General features: G+C 68.7%; 12 protein-coding genes. 4 read left to right on the plus strand and 8 right to left on the minus strand.

The window, feature by feature from the left end:
- Positions 1–44: 44 nt before the first annotated feature.
- Genes BQ8420_RS15335 through BQ8420_RS15350 form a run of 4 tightly spaced genes read right to left on the minus strand, consistent with a single transcriptional unit; the run spans position 45 to position 5,180 of the window.
- A complete protein-coding gene (locus tag BQ8420_RS15335) occupies positions 45–1,712 on the minus strand; it encodes an ABC transporter ATP-binding protein (RefSeq protein WP_200815951.1) in 1,668 nt (555 codons plus the stop codon).
- Positions 1,709–2,590 carry an ABC transporter permease gene (locus BQ8420_RS15340; protein WP_087099686.1) on the minus strand — a complete coding sequence of 294 codons (882 nt, stop codon included), beginning with the start codon at positions 2,588–2,590 and terminating at the stop codon, positions 1,709–1,711. The genes BQ8420_RS15335 and BQ8420_RS15340 overlap by 4 nt, the downstream gene beginning before the upstream one ends.
- Entirely contained in the window at positions 2,587–3,522 is a 936-nt protein-coding gene (locus tag BQ8420_RS15345) for an ABC transporter permease (RefSeq protein WP_087099688.1), read from the minus strand. Before BQ8420_RS15345 ends, BQ8420_RS15340 begins: the two co-directional genes overlap by 4 nt.
- Positions 3,523–3,575: 53 nt before the next feature.
- Positions 3,576–5,180, minus strand: coding sequence for an ABC transporter substrate-binding protein (locus BQ8420_RS15350; protein ID WP_087099690.1), 1,605 nt, complete (start codon positions 5,178–5,180; stop codon positions 3,576–3,578).
- A gap of 727 nt (positions 5,181–5,907) precedes the next feature.
- Here BQ8420_RS15350 and BQ8420_RS15355 point away from each other — a divergent pair.
- On the plus strand, positions 5,908–6,432 hold the full coding sequence (locus BQ8420_RS15355; RefSeq protein ID WP_087099692.1) for an ATP-binding protein: 525 nt from the start codon (positions 5,908–5,910) through the stop codon (positions 6,430–6,432).
- A 5-nt stretch (positions 6,433–6,437) separates the two neighbouring features.
- Here the strand turns inward: BQ8420_RS15355 and BQ8420_RS15360 are convergent, their stop codons facing one another.
- The 4 genes from BQ8420_RS15360 to hisS form a co-directional block, all read right to left on the minus strand.
- A complete protein-coding gene (locus BQ8420_RS15360; RefSeq protein ID WP_087099694.1) occupies positions 6,438–7,280 on the minus strand; it encodes an AMP-binding protein in 843 nt (280 codons plus the stop codon).
- A 412-nt stretch (positions 7,281–7,692) separates the two neighbouring features.
- Entirely contained in the window at positions 7,693–10,260 is a 2,568-nt protein-coding gene (locus tag BQ8420_RS15365; RefSeq protein ID WP_087099696.1) for a LuxR C-terminal-related transcriptional regulator, read from the minus strand.
- Positions 10,261–10,427: 167 nt separating this feature from the next.
- Positions 10,428–12,884, minus strand: coding sequence for a LuxR C-terminal-related transcriptional regulator (locus BQ8420_RS15370; protein ID WP_087099698.1), 2,457 nt, complete (start codon positions 12,882–12,884; stop codon positions 10,428–10,430).
- A gap of 241 nt (positions 12,885–13,125) precedes the next feature.
- Entirely contained in the window at positions 13,126–14,445 is a 1,320-nt protein-coding gene (gene hisS, locus BQ8420_RS15375) for a histidine--tRNA ligase (RefSeq protein ID WP_087099700.1), read from the minus strand.
- A 745-nt stretch (positions 14,446–15,190) separates the two neighbouring features.
- On the opposite strand from hisS, the gene BQ8420_RS15380 reads away from it, so the two are divergent.
- The 3 genes from BQ8420_RS15380 (at position 15,191) to BQ8420_RS15390 (ending at position 18,702) form a co-directional block, all read left to right on the plus strand.
- Complete coding sequence (locus tag BQ8420_RS15380) at positions 15,191–15,817, plus strand: ATP/GTP-binding protein (protein ID WP_087099702.1); 627 nt, start codon at positions 15,191–15,193, stop codon at positions 15,815–15,817.
- A gap of 129 nt (positions 15,818–15,946) precedes the next feature.
- On the plus strand, positions 15,947–18,250 hold the full coding sequence (gene secA2, locus BQ8420_RS15385) for an accessory Sec system translocase SecA2 (RefSeq protein WP_087099927.1): 2,304 nt from the start codon (positions 15,947–15,949) through the stop codon (positions 18,248–18,250).
- A gap of 182 nt (positions 18,251–18,432) precedes the next feature.
- Entirely contained in the window at positions 18,433–18,702 is a 270-nt protein-coding gene (locus BQ8420_RS15390; protein WP_087099928.1) for a DUF6406 domain-containing protein, read from the plus strand.
- The last annotated feature ends 484 nt before the right edge of the window (positions 18,703–19,186 follow it).

Consider the following 19,186-nt stretch of genomic DNA (forward strand, 5'->3'; position numbering starts at 1 on the left):
GGGCCGGGGACGCGTCACACGTCTCCGGCCCCTCGGCGTTCCACCTAGCCGTCGGTGACCCGGCCCTCGGAGTCCATACCCAGGCGCTCCGGAGCACCCGGGAACGACAGTTCGAAGTCGGGGGTGTCCGCGATCAGCGCCCGCGTGTACTCGTGTTCGGGCGCCGACATCACCCGGCCCACCGGCCCGTACTCCACGATCACTCCCGCGTTGAGGATCGCGACCCGGTCGGCGATGTTGGACACCAGCGCGATGTTGTGCGTGACGAACAGCAGCGCCATCCCGTCGTCCTGCAACGACCGCAGGAGCTTCATGATCTCCGCCTGCACCGACACGTCCAGCGCCGACGTGATCTCGTCGCACACCAGAAGGTCCGGCCTGGTCGCCACCGCGCGGGCGATGCACACGCGCTGGCGCTCACCACCGCTGAGCTGTTCGGGGAACCGCTCCCCGTAGGAGGCGGGCAACGCGGCCCGCTCCAACGCCTCGGCCACCACCAGGTCCGGGTCGTCGGGACGACCCACCAGGTGCCGGTAGGGGCCCAGGATCTGGTCGCGTACCCGCTTGCGCGGGTTCAGCGCCTCGTACGGGTTCTGGAACACGTACTGGATGCGGCGACGCTGCTCGTCGGTACGCCGGTAGCTGCTGGTGGTCAGGGACTGACCGTCGAAGGACATCTCGCCGGAGAACTGGTGGTGCAATCCCACCACCGAACGCGACAGGGTCGTCTTGCCCGAACCCGACTCGCCCAGCAGGGCCACGCACTCACCGGCAGAGACCGACAGGTCGATCCCCTCCAGTACCTTCGCGCGTCCGTACCCGGCGGACAGCCCGGAGATCCGCAGTAGCGGTTCGTCGGCCTGCGCCGGCGGGTCCTCGTGCCCGGAGGTGCGCAGCAGCGGCACCGCCATCAGCAGTCGTCGCGTGTACTCGTGCCGGGGGTTGGAGAGCACCTCATCGGCGCGCCCGTGCTCGACCAGCTCACCGCGGTACATGACCGCGATGTCGTCGGCCAGGTCCGCGACGACCGCCATGTCGTGGCTGATGTACACACCCGCGGTCCCGTACTCGCGGGTCATCGACCGGATGGTCTCCAAGACGTGCGCCTGAGTCGTCACGTCCAGACCGGTGGTCGGCTCGTCGAGCACGATCAGGTCGGGACGCCCCACGAACGCCATCGCGATCGCCACCCGCTGCTGCTGTCCGCCGGACAGCTGGTGCGGGTAGCGACGGAGGAACGCGGGGTCGTCGGGCAGCGCCACCTCGCGCAGGACCTCGCTCACCCGCTCGGCGACCTGCTTCGGCGTCGCGTTCGCGTCGTGCAGGGCCTCGGTCAGCTGGATGCCCAGACGCAACGCCGGGTTGAGGGCCGACGCGGGCGACTGCGGGATGTAGGCCACCGCGCGGCCGCGCAACTCCCGCACCTGCCGCTCGTTCAGCGACGCCAGATCCCGTCCACCGACCCGTACCCGGCCGTCGGTGATCTCCGTGGCCCGCTTGAGGTGGTGCAGCAGCGCCAGCCCCAGCGTGGTCTTGCCGGAGCCGGACTCGCCGACCAACCCGAGGATCTCCCCCCGGTTCACGGTCACGGACGCGCCACTGATGATCTCGACGTCCGAGGGACGCCCGATCACCGTCAGGCCTTCGACCCTCAGCACGGTCTCGTCACCGGTGGGCTCGTCGGCCCCCGTCTGTTCCGGATGCTCAGTCACTTCTCGACCCCCCGATCGATACCGATCGCCGCGCGGGACAGCCCGTCGGTGATGAGGTTGGCGCCCACGGTCAGGATCGCGATCGCCGTCACGGGGAGGGCCACCGCCCACGGTTGGACGGCCATGCCCTGCCGGTTCTCGTTGATCATCAGACCCCAGTCGGCGGTGGGCGGCTGCATGCCCATGCCGAGGAAGCCCAGCACGGCCACCACGCCGATCGAGTAGGTCAGGCGCAGACCCAGTTCGACCAACAGCGGGCTGGTCACGTTCGGCAGGATCTCCACCGTCATGATCCGCCAACGCGGCAACCCGATCGCCTCGGCGGCCTTCACGTAGTCCTGTTCGATCACCTTGCGGGTGGCCTCACGGATCACCCGCGCCACACGAGGCATGTGCGACACCGCGATCACGGTGACGATCAGCCACACCTTCGGCCCGATGATCGACATCACCAGCAGCGCCGCGATGAGCTGCGGGAACGCCAGCAGCACGTCGTTGGTCCGCATGAGGACGTCGTCCACCCAGCCGCGGCGGTAACCGGCGATGATGCCGATCACCGTGCCCGCCGCCACACCGATGCCGGCCGCGGAACCGGCCAACAGCAACAGCGTCCATCCGCCCCACAGGAACCGGGTGAGCACGTCGCGGCCGCGGTTGTCACCGCCGAACAGGACACCGTCCACACCCGACTCGAACGGCTTGGCCACGAACTCGGTGGGTGTGTAGGGGGCCACGAACGGGCCCACCACGGCGATCAGCACGATGAGGCCGGTCAGGGCCACACCGATCTTGGTACGACCGAACCGCCACGCGGATCGGAACAGTCCCGGGCGCCGGACCGGCGCCTTGGGGGTGGTGCTCGTCGAAGGCGCACTCATCGGTTCGCGACCCTCACCTTCGGGTTGGCCGCCAGCCCGATCACGTCGGCGATCAGGTTGACCAGGATGTAGATCCCCGCGATGAGCAGGACCACGGCCTGGACCAGCGGCACGTCACGGTCTTCGATGGCGTCCATGAGGACCTTGCCGACGCCGGGGAAGTTGAACAGGAATTCGATGGCCACCACACCGCCGGCCAACCAGGCCAGCTGGAGGGCGACCACCTGGGCCACCGGGCCGATCGCGTTGGGTGCGGCGTGACGCCACAGCACAGTGCGTTCGGACATGCCCTTGAGACGCGCCTGCTGCACGTACTCGCTCTCCAGGACCTCGATCATCGTCGCCCGCATCATGCGGACGATCGGTGGGGCGACGGCCAACGCGAGCGTCAGCACCGGCAGCACCCACTGTTCCGGGCCGCCCTCACGGGCGTAGACCGACGGGAACAGGTCGAGACCGCCCGGGCCCAGGAGCAGGATCAGCAGGATGCCGATCACGAACTCCGGGACGGAGGCCAGGACCAAAGTGCCCATGGAGGCGGAGTGGTCGAAGCCGCGGTCCCGGCGCAGCGCGCTGAACGCGCCGACGAACAGCGCGATCGGGGTGGCGACCAGAGCGGACAGACCCATGAGGGTCATCGAGCTCTGCACGGGTGAGGCCAGGTACTCGGCGACGGGTTGCCGATTGGAGAAGGACGTGCCGAGGTCGCCCTGGACGATCCCCTGCAGCCACTGTATGTACTGCACCGCCACAGGTTCGTGCAGGTCGAGCTGGTCGCGCAGCGCCTCCAACCGCTCCGGGGTGGCGTCGCGGCCCAGGATGAGCTGGGCCGCGTCGCCGGGCAGCGCCTGCGTGGCCGCGAAGACCACGAGGGACACCGCCCAGAGCGTCAGCGCGCCGAAGAAGAGGCGGACGACGATGAGTCGGAACATGATGAGCTTTCGGTAGCGTGCCTACGGAACCCCGATGAGGAACTCGGCTACCGCTACTCCTGCTCCATCCACATGGTGTGGAAGGCGTACGAGCCCAACGGGTGACCGGAGACGGCGGGCTCCAGCCCGTGCACCCGGGTGGAGTGGGCGTCGATCAGGTTCACGAAGCCCCACACGATGTAGCCGCCCTCCTCGTACTCGATCTCCTGCGCCTTGCGGATGATCTCGTTGCGCTCGTCCTCGTCGGGGGTCTGGCGCGCCTGCGTCAGGTGTTCGAGCCACTCCTCGTGCTCGCCCCACATGGTCTCGTTGTAGGGGGCGCCCACCACGGAGCCCTGCGCGGTCTGGGTGATGTAGTTGCGGGCGCTCCAGAAGTCCTGGCCGAAGGGGTAGGGGAAACCCTCCTCCGGGTTCCAGTAATCGCTGGGGTTCACCCGGCGCAGACTCACGTTCACGCCCGCCTCGCGGGCCTGCTCCTGGAAGACCTCGGCGGCGGCGACCACGCCGGCGCTGATGTCGGAGGTGACCAGCTCGACGTCCAGGCCGTCCTCGTGACCGGCGTCGGCCAGGAGCCGCTTGGCCTCGTCGATGTCCTGCTCGCGTTGGGGGATGTCCTCGGGGTAGGAGGGGTCCATCCGCGCGTACATGTCGTTGCCGACCTGGCCGTATCCGGCGAGGGCCTGGTCGATCATCTCCTGGCGATCCACGATGAGACGGAAGGCCTGACGGACGCGTACGTCGTCGAAGGGCTCCTCCTCGATGTTCATCGTGAACGGCAGCCACATGCCGGTCTCGGACTCCATGAGTTCCAGGTTCGGGTCGCCCTCGATGATGGTGACCTGGGCCTGCGGCACCTGGCTGATGATCTCGACGCTGCCGCTGTTGAGCGCGTTGACGCGGGCGTCGTCGTCGGGGAAGTCGATGATCTCCAGTTCGTCCACGTACGGCTGTCCCTCGACGTGGAAGCCCTCGTGGCGCTCGAAGAGGCTGTACTCGCCCACGACGAACTCGGAGTACTTGAACGGTCCGGCGCCGATCGGGTTCTCCGGGTCGTAGTCGACCGGGACGACGCAGTTGTAGTACTCGGCGAGTGCCTCGGGCAGGGTCACCAGCGGTTCGTCCACGGGGATGAGGACGGTCCGCTCGTCGATGATCTCCAGCTTCTCGGGGTCGAGGCCGGGCATGTCACCCGCACCGCGCATGGGGTTGTCGGGGTCGAGGATGCGCCGCAACGAGTAGACGACCGCCTCGGCGTCGACGGGGGAGTCGTCGTGGAAGGTCAGTCCCTCCTTGAGGACCAGGGTCCACTCGGTGCCGTCGTCGTTGGCCTCCAGCGACTCGGCCAGGTACGGCTCGATGGTGCCGTCGTTGGCGAAGCGCATCAGCGCCGCGTAGAGCGCGTAGTTGCGCGCGATGTCGACGTTGTCGGTGGGGTCGTGCGCGTCGAGGGTGTCACCGGAGCCGCCGCCCGCGACACCGACCCGCAGACGACCGCCCCGCTGGGGTTCCCCTTCCGCGCCCCCACCGGAGTCGGAGTCGCCCCCGCCGCACGCGGCGAGTACGGGAGCGATGGCGGCACCCGCGGCGGAGACCTTGAGGAGACTGCGGCGACTGGTGAAACGCTGAACGGTGGTGGAGTCTTCGGGCAGGGTCGGCACGTGACACCTCGGTTGGGGATGGGGATGAAGTTCGATCGACACGGCCTCGGCACTCGGTGAGCGGGGGTGTTTCCCCGGGTGACGTGGAAATCGTCGGTCTCAAAGATCCTTGTTCGCACTACAAGGGGCGTCAAACCCGGTCGGAACCGGGGTGAACCCGAACTTTCGGTTGCTCTCGGGCGGTGAACCGGGAGGACTCCGGAACGAGGGGAAACCCATGTGGAGCGGGCGGTCCTCCGTGAAAGCGAGGCGATGTGACACGTGTGCTTTCATGTGACCCGTGAGTGCTGGTGGTGGGCCCGTGAGGCGTTCCGGCGCTCGGGGTTGTATCCCCATCGTTGTCACCGGGACGCGAAAACGTGGTGTTTAGAGGAGACTTTTCTCGCTTTGCCGGAGACGCGGTGACCCAAGGTCACCGATGCCTTGATGAGACATGGGGGCGAGGAACAGGGAGGACTCGGAGCCCGACCGGCCCGGGTCGGGTTTGCGGACCGCCCCGTAGGTCGGTTTCGGCAGGGCATTGCCAACGTGTTGCACCTCACATGGGCGCCGCTGGGGTCCGTGCTGTTTCCTTTGTCCAGATCGGGGAGGACACAGGAGGGGGTTTTGTGGCCAATCCACAGCGTCACGAACGTGGGTGTGCTGTTCTGTACCCGGTACACCCTTGTCTAAGGTGAGTGCAGGCGGCGCGACCCGCGCGCCCGACGCGGGTGATTGGAGTGACCGGATGGCTGATGCGAGGCAACTCCAGGACTACGTGCCCCCGCAGGTCCCGGACGCCGCGACGTCGGACGCGCCGGCGATCGACGGGGCCGATCTGACGGGCGGAGTCACCGACCACACCGTGTGGAGCTGCGCGGGGAACCTGACCGCGGTGCGTTCCATCCGTGCCCGCGTCCGTGAGTTCCTCTCCCGCACCGGCCACTCCGAGGGGGCTCTTGACGATGCCGAGCTCTCCGTCAGCGAACTGGCCACCAACGCCCTGCTGCACTCCCGCTCGGGTCAGAGCGGCGGAGTCATGACCCTGTTCATCCGTTCGGACGAGGGACGCCTGCGGGTGGCCGTCGCGGACCAGGGTGATCGCGAACCCGACGGTGCCGCGGACGTGCACACCCGTGAGGACGGCGACGACTTCGGCCGCGGGAAGTTCATCGTGGAGAGCTGCGCGACGCGCAGTGGTGAGTACTGGAGCGAGGCCACGCACGTCGCCTGGTTCGAGATCGACGACGAGGCGGCCTCCAGCGGCTCCTGAGCGGCTCAGCCCGCCTTGTGCGGGGCTCCGACCCGGACCGGGTCGGGCGCGCACTCCACCGTCACTCCACGCCCCTCCGGGGGCGGGCACCCCTCCCCGGCGACCACGCACGCGCCCGTCCACAGGGCGAGCGCGGCCAAGGCCATCCGGGTGGCCTCGTCCCCGCGCCGGTCCACCGCCACGATGTCGTCGGGGGTCAGGTCCAGGACCTGACGCAACTCGGCGAACCTCGCCAACAGGTCATGGTGGGTGTACAAGGTGGTCAGAATGCCGTCGCCGGTGCTCTCGTAGCCCAACAGCCCGTTGTCGAAGAGCCCGCGTGCGGGGCTGTAGCCATTGCCGTCGGGGCTGGGCAGGAGCAGCTCGTTGAAGGGCGTGGTGCCCAAGGCGGAGCCGAAGGTGATGATCTGCCGGACCCGGGACCGCTCGGCCAGTTCGAGGCCGCGCGCGGCGAGGTCCTCGCTGACCAACAACAGGCGGGCGTCGGTCTCGGCGAGCGCCGCGCACTGGGTGTCGGGATCGGACTCGGGCAGGACGGTCAGGGCACGACCCCCGACCGCCATCACCGTGTAGGAGGCCAGGAACCGGTCGGGTGAGACGGGCGCGAGGACGCCCACCACGTCACCGAGGCACAGACCGCGCCGGCTCAGCCCCGTGGCCGCTTGCTCCACCGTGGCCGCGAACGTGAGTCCGTCGGTGCGACCGAACCTGCCTCTGATCGACCCACCGAGCCCGGGACGTAGCCGCAGCCGTTCGTACAGGCCACCGGTGAGTGAACCGATCGGGTCCTCCCGACGTGGCAGATGCCTACCCGGTCGTCCGGTTCCAGAAGACAGCCCTACCCCCATACGTTCCCCCAGTCGGCCGCAGTGTCGGTGGGTTCGCTTCCCGGGCTCGTCACACCCCCTCCACGTGACGAGCCCGGAAGCGCCGTGCCGGCTACTCGTCGCGAGCAGGGCCCTCCCCAGGTCCCTTCTCGCACCGGCACGGGTGCCCACCGGTCCCGAGGGCCACCTCGGGACCGAAGGCGCGACGGGTGGCCGGCGTTCCGCCCGGCCCCCGACGGCCATTTCCGGGACGTGATCGGTCTCGGTTCCTTGGAGCCGTGAGCCTGACGTCCCATGCTGTGAAGCCTAGCGCGTTCACAGTCAAATACACATGCATCTTGCCATGCATATGCATATGTAGATTCGGGACACGGTGTTTCTACACAACCCCCGGACGGGGGCGTACGTCACCGGGAACCCGATTCCCGGATCCTCAACCCGCCCTGTGGCGCTCCACCCACGCGGTGATCTGTGTGCGTGAATGGAACCCCATCTTGCGGTTGATGTTGGCGACGTGACGTGCGGCCGTCGACGGGGTGATGAACAGGTCTCGGGCGATCTCCGGATTGCTCATACCGGTGCTCACCAGCAGGGCGATCTCCAGCTCCCGCTTGGTCAGACCGTCCTGCGGCCTGGTGACATCGGGGGAGTAGGTCGCGGTGGGGGTGCGGCGACGACCCGTCCCGGTACGACCGGACGAGCGGGTCCGCTTCTTCTCCGGGCCCTTCCCGCTGTTCCCGCCCGGGGTGCCGGAGGCGCGGGACCGCTTCTCCGGAGGACGGCGAGCCTCCGTCACCAGCCGTTCGGCCTCCAGGACCGCCTCGGCCTGACCCATGCGGTACCCCTGCTCCCACCAGGTCACCAGGTGACGGCGGCGCCGACGGACCGGTTCCACGTCCACGAACGGCCACGGGGCGCCCTGGGTGGGCAGTCCCACCCGCTCGCGCAGGGCGGTGGCCGCCCCCGCCAGCCGGCAGGCGGGTTCGCGCAGGTCGTCCTCGAACGCGGCCCGGGCGATCGACGCCAGGATCCGGGCGGCCTCGGCGCGCTGCCCGCTCTGGTGGCTGAGCAGCAGCCCCTCACTCAGGTAGTCGTAGGCCTGCCCGGGCGAACCCTGGGCGTGCGCCACCCGACCGATCCCGGCCAGGCAGCGGGCCTCCTCCGCCATCGTCCCGATCATCCGCTGGGTGTCCAGGGCCTCCCGGTAGCAACGGTCGGCGGTCATCAGGTCCCCGCCGACCTCCGCGGCGCGGGCCTGGCCGATGAGGATCACCCCCACGCCCCAGCGGTGGTCGATCCCGCGGAGCAGGGTCAACGCCGCGTTGTAGTGCTGGTCGGCGCCGAGGTGGTCACCCTGTTGGGCCACCAAGGCCGCTCGGGTGCCCAGGGCGATGGCCTCGCCCCACATGTCCCCGTTCTCACGGCACAGCTCCAGGGCCTCCTCCACCAGCACGGAGGCGCGTTCGACGCGGCGTTCGCGCACCTCCACCAAGGCCAACAGATTCAACGAGGTGCGTACGAAGACGCCGTCCCCGGTCTCACGGCACAGCCGCAGTCCCTCCTCGCCCGCGCTGCGGGCCAGGTCGTGGTCGCGCCGGACACGTGCCAACTGGGCGCGACCGACCAGGGCCCGGGCCCTGGAGGGTGCCTTTGCGGACTCCTCCAGGTCGAGCAGACGGTCCATCCAGTGGGCGCCCTCGGAGTAGTTGTGGTGACTCACCCAGTGGGCGGAAAGGCTCACGCACAACCGTAGCCCCGGTTCGGCCGCCGCCTCCAGGTGCGACCTGCGCAGCAGCGAGCGGAGCGTGTCGTATTCGGCGAGCACCCGACGCCGTCCGGAGTCCCTCTCGGCCCAGGGCATCGAGCGGCTCGACTCCAGTTTGCGGCTCAGGTCCTCCACCAGAAGCAGCATCCGTTCCAGGAGGCGGTCCTGGAAGAGGACGTCCTCGCCTTCGGCGTTCAGACGCTCCTCGGCGAACCTGCGCACGGCCTCGGGCAGCCGGTAACGCACGCGTCCCTCGAACTCGCCCGTCACCGTGGCCAGGGAACGGTTCAGCAAGGAGGTGAGCAGGTCCAGGATGGCGGACTCGGGCAGACCCTCGTCGGAGCACACCTGCTCGGCCAACTCCAGGTCCCACCCCCGGAACACCGAGAGCCGGCGCAACAGCACCCGTTCGGGTTCCGGCAGGTTCCGGTACACGTAGTCCAGTACCACGGGCAGCACCTGGCTGCGCGAGACCGCCTGCCCGGGGCCGGGCCGTAGCTCGGGGGAGGACAGGTGCGCCCGTAGCCCCTGGAGCAGTGTCGTCACACCGGACTCCGGAGCCTCCGCGCCGAGCAGCTCGATGCCGAGAGGCATGCCACCGGCCAGATCGCACAGGGCCGAGACCGCGTCCAGCTCCTCGGGGGAGGGCTCGAAGCGGGGATCGCGCGTACGCGCGCGGTCGAGGAACAACCGCACCGGTTCGGTCGTGGTCGGGTCGGGTGGTGGAGCGTTGCGCGCCACCACCGGCTGTGACATCGGCGGGACCATCCACACCGTGCCACCGGACAGCCGCACCGCCTGTTCGCTGGTGAGCATCAACGACACCGACGGGCAGGACGCCAACAGGGCGTCACCGATCTCGGTGACCTCCTCGGCCACGTGCTCGCACGAGTCCAGGACCAACAGCAGGCGCCGGTCGCGCAGTGCCTCGGTCACGGTGGTGGCCAGGGGTTGTCCCGCCTCCTCGACCACTCCTATGGCCTCGGCGATCCGCGCGTACACCTCAAGGCGGGTGCACACGTCGGTGAGATCGGCGAACCACGCCCCGTCCGGAAAGGAGACGGTGGACTGTTCGGCCACGTGGAGGGCCAGCCGTGTCTTGCCGATCCCATCGGCGCCACGGATGGTGACCGACCGGCTGGAGCCGAGCAGTCGGAGCAGATCACTCAGATCCGGTTCCCGGCCCACGAAGCTGGTGCCCGGCCGGGGGAGGTTGTGCCGCGCGGGCGCGGTCAAAGGTGCCATGGCCTTCACAATTAGGGGCTGGTCGGGGGTGTGTTCACCGCCGGGTGGCAGGGGTCACAGGGGTTTGGGTTCATCGGAGTCGGACGGTGCTGGTCCGACTTCCTGGTTTAGCGGGTGCACGCGCACTGTGCAAGTGCCGCTGCGCGTACGTCGGACGTTCAGCCAGGCTCCCGGGGAGAGGTCCAGCCGGTCAACTGCGTCCGGGACGAAATCGAGAGTTTTCTGAAGATGTTCGCGATATGCCGTGCGGCGGTGGCCTGACTGATGATCAACTCCTCGGCGATCTCACGGTTGGACAGTCCCTTCTCGGCCAGTGTGGCGATCTCGCGTTCCCGTGGGGTGAGCGATTCGGGTCCGCCTGCGCGGGCCCCCTGAGGTCGGGGAAAGGCCAGGGCACGGTCGCGGACCTGCTCCAACGGCAGGGAACGCCACGCGTTCCACGCCTGGGTGGCCTGGTCCGCGCCCACTCTACGCTCCACCGCCGAACGCAGCCGGACGGTCTCGGCCGACGGCTGTTCCAGGGAGGTGCGCAGGTCGGCGGCTACACCCGCCAGCGCCGCGGCGCGAGTGGCCTCCTCCTCGGCCAGCGCCAGCTCCGCCAAGGCCTCCATGGCCCGGGCCACCGAGATCCTGCGTCCTGAGGTGAAACTCACCTGTAGGCAGCGGGCCAGGGGAGCGCGTGCCGACAACGGGTCGCGCCAGGACAGATGCAACCGGCCCAGGTCGGCGGCGCACCGCGCCACCGCCGGGTCGGAGGGCAGTTCGCCGAAGACGTCCAAGGCCTCCGACAGTAGTTCGCGGGCGCGGTCGTGCTCCCCGGCCTCGGCCGCGATCGACCCCAGCGCGTGCAGGGATCGGGCCTCGACCCACCGGTCGCACAGGAGGCGCGCGGCGGACAGGCTCACCTCCAGGTGGGCGACGGCCTCCTCCGGGGCGCCACGACGCCGGGCCGACCGGGCCAACACCTCGCGCGCGCCGGCCTCGGTGATCGGGTCCCCGGCCACCACGGCCCACTCCAGGGCCTGGAGCGCCTGGCGTTCGGCCTCCTCCACGGAACTGGCGCGCAGGGAGAGGGTGGCCAGGGTCGTCAGGGCCGAAGCGGCCGCACCGGGCTCCCGGCAGGCCCGTGCCGACTCCAGGGCGCACATGGCCAGGGTGGACACCCGTGCGGCGGGGTCGACGTCCAGTCGCAGTTCGGCGTGGAGGGCCAGGGCGCGGGCCCTCCACGGGGGCGACTGGGTATCGGGGGACGCGGCCAGGACACACTCCAGGAGACGGCCGCCCTCGGCGGACAGGTCCCGCATCAGCCAGTGCGGACGCAGCGCCACGCACACGCGCAGGGCCTCGTCCACCCGTCCCTCGGACAGCGCCCAGCCCACCACCCGGGTGTGGTTCTCCCGGTGGTGGTCGTACTTGCGCAACCGGCCCAACCGCTCGGTCCAGTCGTTCGGTGTGCGCCCGCGTTCGGAAGCCTCCTCCAACCGGCGGACGCTGAAGTCGAGGTAACGCGACCAGCGTTCGTCGACGTCCTCGTCTTCCTCCAACTGCTCGATGGCGTAGGCGCGCACGGTCTCGGTGAGCCGGTAGTGGGCGGTGCCGTTGATCTCGGCGTCCACCACGATCAGCGACTTGTCCAGCAGGGAGAAGTGCAACGGCAGGATGTCGGTGGGTTCCACCCCTTCACCGGAACACACCTCTTCGGCCATCTCCAGGTACCAGGTGGAGAACACCGACAAGCGGTGCAGGAGCGAGCGCTCGGCGTTGGTGAGCATGCCGTGGCTCCACTCCAGCACCGCGCGCAGGGTGCGTTGGCGGGCCGGCAGGTTCTCCGTTCCGTCGCTGGTCAGCAGCTGGAAACGGTCGTCCAGCCTGCGCAGGATCTGTTGGACCGACAGCACCCGGACCCGTGCGGCGGCCAGTTCGATGGCGAGAGGCAGGCCGTCGAGCATGCGGCAGATCTCCGCGATGTAGCCGGAGTTCTCCCGGGTCATCTCGAAACCGGAGCGGGCGGCGTGCGCGCGGGTCAGGAAGAGCCGCACCGACTCGTAGCGCTGGGCGTCCCGCCGCGGGATGGGCACCGGAACGGCGGCGTAGGGGTCGGTGGGGGTGGGCCGTGAGGGCAGGGAGAGCGGCGGGACCCGCCAGATGCTCTCCTCGGGTACGTGGAGCGGCCGGCGGCTGGTCGCCAGGATCCGTACTCGGGGACAGTCGCGCAGCACGGCCTGGCACAGTTCGGCCATCGGCCCCACCGCGTGCTCACAGGTGTCCAGGAGCAGCAGCAGGTGCTGGGTGCGCAGTGCCGTGATGATGCCGTCCATCAGGGTCGTGGAATCGCCCTGGGCGGCCTGGAGGCCCGCGGCGACGGTGCGCAGCGCCTGTTCGTGGGTGGAGGCCTCGCTCAGGTCGATGAAGCGCACCCCGTCGGGGAACTGGCGCAGCACACGTTCGGCCAGGTGGAGGGCGAGTCTGGTCTTGCCGATTCCACCGGTACCGGTCAGCGTGATCATCCTGGCGGTCCCGAGCAGGCGACCCAGGTCGACGATGTCGCGTTCGCGTCCGACGAACCGGATGAACTCGCCGGCGGACAGGGGCAGGTTGTGGCGAGGAGGAGACATGGCCTCGTTTACTAGAACACCGATGTCGACCGCCTCGTGTCCGTGACGTCCACGACGCGGCCGGTTACAGTCTGGCACCGGGTGTTCGTGGCTGTCTCGTGAATGGCCGGTTCCGGCACGAGGGGTCGGAAACCGCCCACGCCGGGCCGTAATTTGCTAAGGGCCCATCGTGACCCTCGTGAATTCGGGCCGTGACGACCCCGGGGGAGGGGTGCTTCCCACCGGGGCCGAACCGCGCGGATCAGCCCTTCGGGTCCCAGACGGCCGGGTCGGCGGTGGTCTGCTCGCCCCGTTCCATGTCCTTGACCTCGTGGGCGCCGCCCTCCTCGAAGGGTGGGAACCAGACGAAGGGGACGCCCTTCTTGGACGCGTACTGGATCTGCTTGCCGACCTTGGCGGTGGAGTGGAACACCTCGGTGTTGAACCCGCGTCCACGCAGCAGTTCACCGGTGCGCAGCGCCTCGGCGCGTCGCTCGGCGTTGGGGACGACCACCATCACGTCGGTGGGGCACACCCGGCCGGCCTCGATGCGTCCCTCCGCGACGAGCTTGGCGAAGATGCGGGTCAGGCCGATGGAGATGCCCACCCCGGGCAGCTTCCGACGGATGAACTGGCCGGCGAGGTCCTCGTAGCGTCCACCCGCGCAGATGCTGCCGTACCCCGGGTCGTCGTCGAAGGAGGCCTCGTAGACGGTGCCGGTGTAGTAGTCCAGGCCACGGGCGATGGACAGGTCCGCCACCACGTCGCCCTCGGGCAGGTCGGCCAGGTCGTTCATGACGAACGCCAGTTCCTCCAGGCCCTCCTCCAGCAGCTCCGAGGTGACACCCAGTTCACGGACCCCCGCGACCACGGTGGCGCCGTCGCCCTTGACACGGGCCAGCGCCAGGCAGGGGTCGATCTGCTCCGTGGTCAGGCCCTCGGCGACCAGGATCTCCCGTACGCCCTCGTCCCCGATCTTGTGGAGTTTGTCCACGGCGCGGATGACCGCGATCGGGTCCTTGACGCCCAGACCCTCGTAGAAGCCCTGGAGCACCTTGCGGTTGTTGACGTTCAGGGTCCAGGCGGGGATGTCCAGCCCGCTGAGAACCCGGTGCACGATGCGGGGGAGCTCGGCGTCGAAGTGCAGCGGCACCGAGTCCACGTTGATGACGTCGATGTCGCACTGGGTGAACTCGCGGAACCGGCCCTCCTGCGGGCGCTCACCGCGCCAGACGCGCTGCATCTGGTAGCGCTTGAACGGGAAGGTCAGCTCGTTGAAGTGCTGGGCGACGTAGCGGGCGAAGGGCACCGTCAGGTCGAAGTGCAACCCGAGCCTGGCGTCGGAGTCGTCCTTGGCGTCGGCCTGGAGACGGTGCAGGGTGTAGACCTCCTGGGAGGTCTCGCCCTTGGCCATCAGCACGTCCAGGTTCTCCACCGAGGGGGTTTCCACGGACGCGAAGCCGAAGGACTCGAACCCGGCGCGGATATGGTCCAGCCAACGCTGCTCCACGGCCCGGACTTGTGGGGTCCACTCGGGGAAACCGCTGATGGGGGTGGGGCGGACGACGCGCTGATCGGACATGTGGGGTTCTCGGCTCCCTCGGGAGTGTTCTGTCTGCGGACTCGCTGTCCCCTGATCGACCCCGGAACGCGCGGGCACACGAGTGTGCGCTGTTCGGGGGAGGGGTGCGGAGTACATCCTACGCACTGGGCGTGGCCGAGGCATCGTGAGCGGCCGCCACCGGCCCACGTGGACGGTTGTGGGCCGGTGGGGCTCGGGAACGCCCGAACGGGGTGGTACGGCCGGTTCGACATCGAAGAGCGAGACGTCGGTGGCGGTCGTGCGCCCCAAGGCGCCGCCGGGGCCCCGTGGGTCGCGTGCTCGTGCCAGGAGTCGACGGCGACCTCACTCAGATGGGTGCCCTGCTTTCCACCGTAGATGCAGGGAGCGGTGCCGGACAGGGATCGACGCGGCCGAAAGCGGCCGAAAATGGCCGCTCACAATGTCGTAAAGTGCCCCGACCGGGGTACAGGAATGTGCTTGTCTGACTACGGTCCGTTCGCGAACCCGGACTCCCGGCCACGAGATGGACATCCGATGGCGGGGTGTCCACAGTCACGTTCGGGCCGGAACCCCCTCACCTCGGCCGTCGCCGGGGCCCTCATGGTCACTCTGCCGAAACCCCGGAATCCAGCGTCGACCGGTGTTAGGTTCCAGATGCGGATCCTCCAGTGGAGGTTCGGACCCCGGCGGATCCGCGCCCCTCCAGCCCGGGTCGCGTGAGCCAACCGTCCGTCCAGACCCGGCACTCTCGCTAGGACAAACTGTGATCCACTCAGCTAACAGCACGAACAACGTCCACGCACCCACCGAACTGTCCACCAAGATCATCATCGCCGGGGGCTTCGGAGTCGGTAAGACCACGTTCGTCGGGGCTGTCTCTGAGATCCCCCCGGTCCGTACCGAGGCGGCCGTCACCTCGGCGAGCGTCGGTGTGGACGACCTCTCGCACACCCCGGACAAGACCAGCACCACGGTCGCCATGGACTTCGGTCGTATCTCCCTCGAAACCGACCTCACCCTTTTCCTGTTCGGCACCCCCGGCCAGCAGCGCTTCTGGTTCATGTGGGACGACCTGGTCCGCGGCGCCCTCGGGTCGGTCATCCTCGCCGACACCCGCCGGCTGGAGGACACCTTCCAGGCCCTCGACTACTTCGAACGCCAGTACCGGCTCCCGTTCGTCGTGGCCGTCAACGAGTTCGACGCCGACACGAGCTACACCGCCGACGAGCTGCGCGACGCCCTGGACCTGGCCCCCGACGTTCCCGTCGTCCCGTGCGACGCCCGCGACCGCAAGTCCGTGGTCAAGGTCTTGCTGACCCTCGTCAAGCACGCCATGGCCATGGAGGCCCGCCAGCGCACCCAGCGCACCCAGAGCCAACTCGTGAACTGAGCACGCCGTCCCGTCGCTGCCCGAACGAGTCCCCTTGGGATGGTTTCGCACCATTGTTGTGCACATGCGATCACCCGAGGGGAACCAACGGGTTGTGTCCGGCGTTACCCTGGCGTGGTGTTCGGACGAATGGCGGAAAGCGTCCGCCGCCTACTGGGCAAGCCCGGTGCGGTGGACCTGCGGCCCTATACCAAGCTCCTGCCGGCGATCGAGGCCGAAGAGGAGGGTCTGCGTGAACTCAGCGATGATGAGCTGAGGGAGAAGGCCATCGAACTCGGCTACGCCGAGCTCCCCTACTCCCCGACCGATCTGGTCGACCTGTGCGCCGTAGGCCGAGAGGCCGCACGCCGTACCCTCGACGAACGGCCGTTCGACGTCCAGCTCCTCGGAGTCATGACGCTGCTCGACGGCCACGTGTCCGAGATGGCCACCGGTGAGGGCAAGACCCTCGCGGGCGCTCTCGCCGCCGCCGGGTTCGCCCTGCGCGGTAAGCGTGTCCACCTGCTCAGCGTCAACGACTACCTGGCCCGACGCGACGCCGAGTGGATGCAACCCCTCTACGGCATGCTCGGCGTCACCGTCGGCTGGATCAACGAGGACTCCGAGACGGAGGAACGCAAAGAGGCCTACGGCAGCGACGTCACCTACGCGGCCGTCAGCGAACTCGGCTTCGATGTCCTGCGCGACCGCATGGTCACCGACATCGAGGACCGGGTGGTGCCCGAACCCCACGTCGCCATCATCGACGAGGCCGACTCCGTGCTCGTCGACGAGGCGCGCGTGCCCTTGGTGCTGGCCGGCGCCGCCGAGGCCGTACCCGCCGACATCGAGATGGCCGACGTGGTGCGCGACCTCAAACCGCGCGTGCACTACGAGATCGACGGCGAGGGACGCAACGTCCAGCTCACCGACGCGGGCATCGACGAGGTCGAGAAGGCACTGGACGGCGTCGAACTGTACTCCGAGGACGACTCCTCACTCCTGCCGCAGGTCAACCTGGCCCTGCACGCGCACGTGCTGTTGCAGCGCGACGTCCACTACGTGGTGCGCGACGGCGAGGTGCGGATCATCAACGAGTCCCGCGGTCGAATCGCCCTGCTCCAGCGTTGGCCGGACGGCCTTCAGGCCGCGGTCGAGGCCAAGGAGAAGGTGGCGATCAGCGAGACCGGCGAGGTCCTGGACTCCATCACCGTCCAGGCCCTGATCATGCGCTACCCCACGCTGGCCGGCATGACGGGCACGGCGATGTCCGTCGCCGAGCAGCTGCGCGAGTTCTACGAGCTCGAAGTCGCGGTCATCCCCTCCAACAAGCCGAACGTCCGCGAGGACCAGGGCTCGCGCCTGTACGCCACGCGCGAGGAGAAGGAGGACGGCCTCATCGCGAAGGTGGAGGAGGTCCACAAGAGCGGCCGCCCCATCCTCATCGGTACCCAGGACGTCGCCGAGTCCGAGTTGCTCGCCGGCCGGCTGCGCGAGGCCGGGCTGGAGTGCGTGGTCCTCAACGCCAAGAACGACGCGGACGAGGCGTCCATCATCGCGGAGGCCGGTACCTACGGGGCCGTCACCGTCTCCACCCAGATGGCCGGCCGCGGTACCGACATCCGGCTCGGCGGCAGCGACATGTCCGACCGTGAACGGGTGGTGGAGACCGGAGGCCTGTTCGTGATGGGCTTCGGCCGCTACCCCAGCAGCCGCTTGGACGGGCAGCTCCGCGGCCGCGCCGGACGACAGGGCGACCCGGGCGACTCCATCTTCTTCGTCAGCCTGGACGACGACCTGCTCGTCAACAACGCCTCCGAGAGCACCGGCTACAAGACCACCGCCGAGGGCGAGATCACCGACGACGCGTGGCTGGGCATGGTCGACCACGCCCAGCGGGTCTCCGAGGGGCAGCTGCTGGAGGTCCACCGCAACACCTGGCGCTACAACAAGCTCATCGACGTGCAGCGCGAGGTCGTCCTGGAACACCGCGAGCTGGTCCTCAACGGGGATCAGGGCGACCGGCACATCGCCAAGGACAAGAAGGCGCGCCACGAGGAACTGGTGGAGGAGCTGGACGCCGAGCGCGTCGGCGACGCCTCCCGGCAGATCACCCTCTACCACCTGGACCGTGGCTGGACCGATCACAACGCGTTCCTGTCGGAGCTGCGGGAGGGTATCCACCTGCGCTACCTGGGCCGTCGCGACCCCTTGGACGAGTTCAACCGCGAGGCCGTCCCGGTCTTCAAGGGCTTCCTGGACGAGGCCCGGGCCCGCGCCGCCGAGAGCTTCGAAGAGCTCGAAGTGGTCGACGGTGAGCTGGACGTGGGCCAGGTCGGTGTGAAGCGTCCTTCGATGACGTGGACGTACATGGTGCACGACCACCCGTTCAGCTCGGCCTTGGAGACCCTGGTGGGTCGTCTCAAGGGCAACCGGGGATCCGACGACCAGTAGTTTTCACTCTCCACTGATCCGATGCGCGGGTCGGGACCAAGGTCCCGGCCCGCGCATTACTTTTGTCGGCTATTCTGCTCAAAACGCTGGGACGCTCCTTCAGCCCCCTGTTCAATGACGGGGAGAAGGTTAATATGGACGCGTTTTCAATGGAACCCGAGACGGTTGGGATTGCATCCACGGTGGTTCACGAGATCGGTGCGCAGGAGAAGATCAGTTACGGTCGTAACGACCGCTTCGCCGGGGGTCCCGTTGGCGGCGGGAGTTTCTGGATCGACGACCAGGGACGCCCGGTGGCCAAGATCGGTGGCCCGAGGGAGTGGCGTCCCACTCCCATGATCGATGTTCGTGTGGGCGACGTGTTCAGTGTCGGAGGCCAGGTCTGGCGGGTCGCCGAAATAGTCGACGCCGATTCTCCGAGCGCGTATCTACTGGCGACCAGGATTAGTTGATCCGCGGGTCGACTTCACGGTCGACCGCTTCTTTGTTCGTTCCCTCGCCGGAATTGCAACCCTCTGCAACCTTTTCACGGATCGTTGCGGAGGGTATTGTTTTGCGGTTTCCGGCGGGGGGATTTGTGCCCTGGCCGTTTCCGGACATATACGAGGGTCGGCACCCGCCTCCCTGCCATGGCCGGGTCCTGCGGTGACGTTCTGTCGTCGCAGGTCGTCGCGGTGTCGTCCCCTTCCCCTTTCGGTCAATCGAGACGTTCCGGTTATCGAAGAGGGGTGTTCGTGTCGCCGATGCTTCGTTAACGTCGAAGTTGCGCGGCACGCCCCCGCAGGTGGCCGGCGGGAGAGCCCTTCGCTTCGGTGGGGGTGCGGTCATCGCGTTGCCGACCAAGGTCGGTCCCAGGGGCTGTCCCCCGCCCCTGGGCCTGGCCGCTCCCCGTCGATCACCCGCTCGCACCTCACCGCCCTGGACCCCGCGCAGCCC

The organism is Nocardiopsis sp. JB363 (genome assembly GCF_900143625.1).
Classification (GTDB): domain Bacteria; phylum Actinomycetota; class Actinomycetes; order Streptosporangiales; family Streptosporangiaceae; genus Nocardiopsis.